The sequence below is a fragment of the Chryseobacterium sp. HNCC26DJ241 genome (assembly GCF_057180505.1).
In genome coordinates this window covers 1-6,616 of the sequence record NZ_JBXUGL010000061.1, presented here as the reverse complement: position 1 = coordinate 6,616, position 6,616 = coordinate 1, and the positions used below count along the sequence as shown (strand labels likewise).

The 6,616-nt window shown below is 38.9% G+C and carries 2 protein-coding genes and 1 pseudogene; all 3 read right to left on the bottom strand.

The features are described from left to right. Window positions 1–180, bottom strand: a pseudogene (locus AC2A1C_RS15580) (hypothetical protein); the annotation flags it as partial. A gap of 66 nt (window positions 181–246) precedes the next feature. Beyond that, on the bottom strand, window positions 247–4,872 hold the full coding sequence (locus AC2A1C_RS15575) for a beta strand repeat-containing protein (protein ID WP_484026847.1): 4,626 nt from the start codon (window positions 4,870–4,872) through the stop codon (window positions 247–249). Window positions 4,873–4,905: 33 nt separating this feature from the next. Next, on the bottom strand, window positions 4,906–6,616 hold a 1,711-nt coding region (locus tag AC2A1C_RS15570), incomplete at its 5' end, for a hypothetical protein (protein ID WP_484026846.1).

The window sequence follows — 6,616 nt, the reverse complement described above, 5'->3', positions numbered from 1 at the left end:
AGTCAATCCTGTCGGTGCTGCATTCAAAGCAGGCAAAATAAGACCTCTTATATTCCCGGCTGAATCTTCAAAATCTAAAATAGTACTGTTTCCATTTACATTAGATTTTCCCACAGCTACCTGTGCTAAAGATAAGCCGGAAACTAAAGAAAGCATTATTATATAGAATGTGTTTTTCATTATTTAAAATTTTTAGTTTATTATAATATCTTGAGTCTCGTGTCTCACGTCTCAGATCTCTAACGTCTAATTATTACAGCTTCTGGTGATGCATTTCCACACTGTTCCGTTGTAGAGTTTCACACAATTGGCAGCTATGTCATAAATGATCATTCCTTCTTTAGGATCAGTAATGGCGCTTTCACTCGCCACTCTGGTGATAACAAAGCCTTTGTTTTTAGATTCCATCGCGATAAAGCCGTTGGATATGGTATCCGGGAAGTTGGAAGATTTTGAAACATAGGTTGAGATTCCTATCAATGAGTAGGAATAATCCGGTGTACCAGGTGTTGCTGGTTGTGTACAGAAACCGTCTATTGTTACATTTGTTGTAGCAACGCAAGTACTTCCTACATAACGGGCATATACGGTATAGGTTCCGGAAGGAAGACCGGTAAATAATGTACCAGATTGGTAAGTAGTACCATTAATACTATACTCATAAATAGAACCTGTAGGAGAGGTAACCGTAATAGTACCATTAGAAGCAGCAGTAGGCGTTGTGGTAGCCGATACAGACGCAATAGGTGTTAAATTAAAGGCAATATCATCTATTGCAATATCATTCCCATTACCTCCCGGTGCATTGTTTTGAATAAAAATATCAGCAGTAGTACTAGTTGCTGTAAAAGTAAAGAAGTACTGTGTCCAATTGGTTGCCGTAATATTTCCTGTATTAACAGAATTTATAGTTACCCCAGTATTGACATCGGCAATTCCCATGGTAACATTAGGTCTTAATACATTAGCAGGTGATAAATCTGCAGCCCAAAAAGATAGTGTATAAGAAGCTCCTACGGATAAGCCGGTAACTCTTTGACGGAAAAATTCGTCTTTTGAATAAGATGCATTTGCTGTCATAAAATAACCATTAGCATCACCGGTGTGGTTGGTAAGACCCGTATTGCCCCAGGAAGCGCTATTTTTTACGATGGTGTAATAACCATCATTTCCTTTATTTGCGGCAAGGTAGTGATAAGCGGTAAGCCCCGTAAGTGGGTTGCCATTTGCTGCAGTACCACTACCAAATGTTTGAATCAGATTAGTTCCGCAGTTGTTGCTAACAGTAAATGTTTGGATTAAGACATTGGTGTAGTTTACGTGTACTACTTCTCCCGCAGCTACATTAAGAGTAGAAACCTGAGTGGTTACATCACTTGAAGAGTTATTGGTAGGATCATAAATATTAATCGCAGTAAGATCCCAACCTGATGGCAGTGTTTCGGTTAAAGTATAGGTTCCCGGAACTACAGCTACCATCTGATAGTTGGCGTTTGCACCACTGGCATGCACCCAGTCGTTATCATACCATGTGATATTTGTACCATCAAACATACGGGAAAATATGGTGGCTTCCAGAGAGGTTTCCGGATGGTTCAGAACCCACATTTGACCACCTAATCCACCAGTTAATTTTACTGATGCCACAAGTCCTGATCCCCCTCCTGTATATTCATCAGCAGACCATGTAGTACCTGATATCCATTTAAACGGAAACTTGGCGGTAGTTGTACTAAATGTGGAAGCGGCTCTATACATTGAATAAATATTTCCCACATCATCTACGGCTACATCATCTGCCTGCTGATTAGCAGTAGCAGTACTCGGTCTGCCAAGTAATGTTTGTGCTCCGGTACTGGTAATTCTAGCTATCTGATAAGCAGCAGCACCCGAATTATTTTTTGTCACTAAGGCATCTCCGGTAGTTGGGTCTCCATCTACATTAACATTGTTAGTAGTGGTACCTACTTGTGGCCATGTTGCTGAGCCATGTGTGCCATTTCCCGAACCAATATAACGATACAATAAACCACTATTGGCGATTATATAGGGCGTAGTATCCCAAGCAGATCCTACATCAGTTGCCAAGCCGCCATTATATATTTGAGTATCAGTTCCCGATCCGTTATTATAGCGAACATTACCTGTTGTTGTTACATAATAACAACTATTGGCAGCACCACCATCTACACGACTGGCATTAGTTATAGTAGTAGCTATCCATTTAGACGTTCCTAAATCCTTATAATACAAAGTGTTATTATCTTTACCTACTGCCCATAAACGACCACTTTGTGACGCTCCTATATCTGATACCGGAATATGTACATCGGTATTGTCATTCAATACAATGGTTGCTACACTGGTAGTACCTCCGGTAATATTAAAATTGAAATCAGCACTTGATGTTTCGTCTATTGCTTTTTTATGTACATAAATATATCCAGCCGGTGTCATACCAAAATTAGCATTGGTAACATCAGCCGTGATATTGCCTAATGATAAAATACTATTGGCAGTACCATCATTTCCTGCACCTGTACCCAAAAATTCACCAGAAGAGATAAATCCTGTCGGCAAGGCAATGGTAGGTACTGCTGTTTGCCCTACAGTTGCTGTAGAAGTAGTTACATATATTGTATAGGTATTTCCTTTGACTCCTGTAACAGTATAAGTACCGTTGGAAGCTACTGCAGCAATACCATCTACTTTTCCTGTCGTATTATTATAAAGTATAGCATTAAGTGTACCTCCCGCATTGGTTCCAGTTCCGTTTACAGTATTATCAGAAGGAGTATTATCATTATATACTGTACCACTTATATTAGCATTACATGAGTTGATCTGCACCGTTACCGCAGAAGTAGGGCTATAACAACCTCCTGTAGCATCGTAAAATGCTGCATAATACGTTCCTGATGTAGAAACTGTAGTTGGGTTGCTAATTTTATTGGCATCCGTAGCCGGAGTTCCTGTATGCCATGTTACCGGAAGACTACCACTTTGCACCAAAGGCGTAAGATCTACCGTAGTTGCAGGGCAACTATTAGTAACCGTGGTACATTTGGTAAGTGAAACCAATACAGGAGCCGAGGTCGTACTGTAACATCCGGCTACAGAATCGTAGAACGCGGCATAGTAATATCCTCCTTGGTTAATTGCAGACGGGTTTGAAACTTTGTTGGCATCAGTAGCCGTTGCACTGGTGTGCCAAGTTAATGTAACATCCGGATTCTGGTTGCTTGCTGTAATGCTGGTAAGGTTTACTGTAGCAGTAGGACAAGAATTACTAATGCTGTAAGTACTTAACGAAGGTGCAGGGTCATCGCTTGCCAAACAAGGAGTCGTAATAGATGTTGGGCAAGCAAATATAGGATTTACTACACCGCCATCATTAGTGGTATTGCCAAAGGTATTTCCTGTTTGAAAGATATATGTGCTAGTACCACTTCCAAAAGCAGATACATAGTTTGCTTGTGCAGCTAATTGTAATGTATTGTTTATAAATGTAGTAGCTGCAAAACCACTGGTTCCTCTAAACAATATAACATCTGCTCCATTGGCAGTAGAACTTCCCGCTTGTGTATTATTCAAAAAAATGCAATTATCAATGGTGGTAACAGGATTACTTCCGTTATTATATACATAAATAGCTCCTCCATAAGAATAACCTGCCCCGGGAACAGAGTTGCCTACAAAATTACTGTCCTTAATAGTAATACCTGTAGTATTTGTATCAATAGAGATAGCGCCTCCACCATAGCCATAACCAATAGTAATATTGGTGGTAACGGAATTTTGATAAAAATCACAGTCTGTTACAGTTAAGCTTCCATTACCTGGTCCGGCATGGATAGCCCCTCCACTACCTACTGCCGTATTTTGGTAAAACTTACAACCTGTAAAACTGGTAGAAGTGGTCTCAACAGCACCCACTGCCCCTCCCTTTCCGGAAGCATTTCCGCTAAATGTACAATTCGTAAATATTCCTGTAGGTGAATAAGTAGCACTATTTCCAAGAGAAACAGCACCACCCCTACTGGCACCACCAGTTGCCTGGTTTCCGCAAAAACTAGAATTGGTAGCTGTTAGGTTTGAATTAGTAAGAATACCTCCTGAATTTAAAGAAACATTATTATTACATATACAATTAACAATAGAGCTATTGTTAAAGGTAATGGGAGTATTCTCTTCACTTACATAAATACCGGCAGTATTAGCAGATGCAGTAAGGTTTTTTAGCAAACAATTATTAAAAGTAGCCGTCCCGGATGCATTTCCTAAAAAAGTAAAAGCTATGGAACTCATATCATGCACATAAAGGTCGGTAAAAATCATATTCCCTCTGCTTCCACTTGCACCTGTACCGTAAAATACATTTGCATTAGAAACACTGCCAGAAGCTGTAAATCTTAATCCTTTAATCTCCGCAGTATGTCCTGCAGCAGACATTGTTGAATTTATAAGTTGAGGAGAAGTATTAGACCCTGTAATGGTAATTTCGGTAACATTAGTAAGAGGATTATATCCGGAAATATCAGATCCTGTAGCTGAAGCAGGAAAACCTCCCTGAATCAACACTCCATCACTAACATCAATATTGCCATTAAATTGCGTTCCTGTTTGCGTATAATTACCTTCCTTAATATATACTTTGGTATTGGCAGGAATTACTTTGTTTGTACCTAAAGGAAAATACGTACTAAAAGGCATTGCATGATCCCAATCTGTACCACTGCTTCCTAAAGGTCCTGCAGTAGAAGCTAAGTACACACTGGTTTGTGCCGATAGGTTTTGCGAGAACACCAAGAACATCAAAAGCATACAAATCCCTGATATTCTTTTATATATATGTAATAAATTATTTGTCATAACAAAAAAATTGTAATTAATAAAAGCTACAGCTTAGTTTAAGATTGGTGCGAAAGATCCTGCTACACAAAATGTAATTTTGGTAGGGCAAGTATATCCGGCAGAAGGATCTACACCGTTTAATGGATCTGTAGTATTCCCAAAAGTATTTATATTTCCTCCTGTACCAAAAACATATTTAGTTCCGGAAGATGAAATCCTTTCCTGATAACTGCTTGTTCCGGATAATTGCAATGCATTATTATTTAGCGTTAATTTACCTAAGCCAGGTACAGCAGAGTTACCATTATTAACCATCACATCACTTCCATTTACTGTATTAGGATTCCCCCCATTAATATTATTATTATAAAATTTAGAACCGGAAATCGTCATGTTTGGGTTGGTAGCTCCTGAGTTCCCATGATAAATAGCTCCTCCGGGAGCTCCCTTGGTATAGTTATTAACAAATGTACAATTGGTAACTGATACAGGAGAAAAAGAGCTTGGATAAACATTTATTGCTCCTCCTCCAAGAACGCCTACTCCGGCATTAGTGGCATTAGTTCCATTGTTATAAAATACACTATTGCTGATGCTGGTAGAGGCAGAACCTGCAATTAAAGACCCCGAAATAGCACCTCCTGAACCATTTACTCCACAGGTATTATTATAAAATGAACAGTTGTTTATAATAGCATTACCTGTAGCATGGTATACTGCGCCACCATTGAAATTGGTAGTACTATTGTTATTAAAAGTAGAGTTGGTAATAGTAGCCGTTACCACTTCTCCGGCAGTAACATATCCTGCTTGTATAGCTCCTCCGGATTCTGCGCTGTTGTTACAAAAACTACTACCGGATACAAAAATATTTGCCCGGGTAAAAACAGCTCCTCCACCTGCTCCACCAGTATTGGAACAATTTACAAAAGAACTTCCCGTAATGGTAAGAATGCAATCATTTGTATCATTATCTAATGGTGCAAAGTTGCTAGAAGAAAGATTTTTAAATAGGCAATTAGTGAAGTTTGCTACCGCACCCGTTCCATTATCTCTAAACATAAATGCAATACAGTTTTGTGTCCCATTAAATGCAGTTCCAATATCATGAATGGTAAGGTCTGTAAAATTAAATGTTCCTATTGTTCCACCATTTCCATCATTCCCGTTTAAAACATAAAAAGTAGCAGGCGCAAAAGAAGATCCTGCTGATATATCTAAGCCTTTAATTTCTACATTAGTGTTGGTTGTATAGCTACCATGGCTAAATAATGTAACACTTTGTCCTGAAGCTGTTGCTGATACAATAATTTTTGTAGGGTATGCTAAAGGATTATAACCTGAACGGTCTGTTCCTGTTGCTGTAGTGGGGAAACCTCCCTGGATTAATATTCCGGGATTTTGAAGCAACGGCTGAAGAAGCGTGTTTAAAGAAAGATTATACGTTCCTTGCTTTATGTATACATTTGTATTTGCCGGGATTCTACGAGTCACCGATGTTCCCCCTGAGTAGGTTGCATACCATGAACTAAATGCTTTTGCATTATCCCAACTAGAGCCATCTCCTGTATTCTTTGAGGCTACATCAAGGTAAACATTCGTCTGTGAAAATACATTTTGCGTAAAAGCAAAAAATAAGAGCATCAGGTAAAAACCCGATAGCTTTTTGTGAAAAGAAAGATTTGTCATAATAATAATAAATTTAAATTCAATATTTGTGTGTGCGCTGTTGGGTTGGACAGTCAAAACATCCATGATAAAC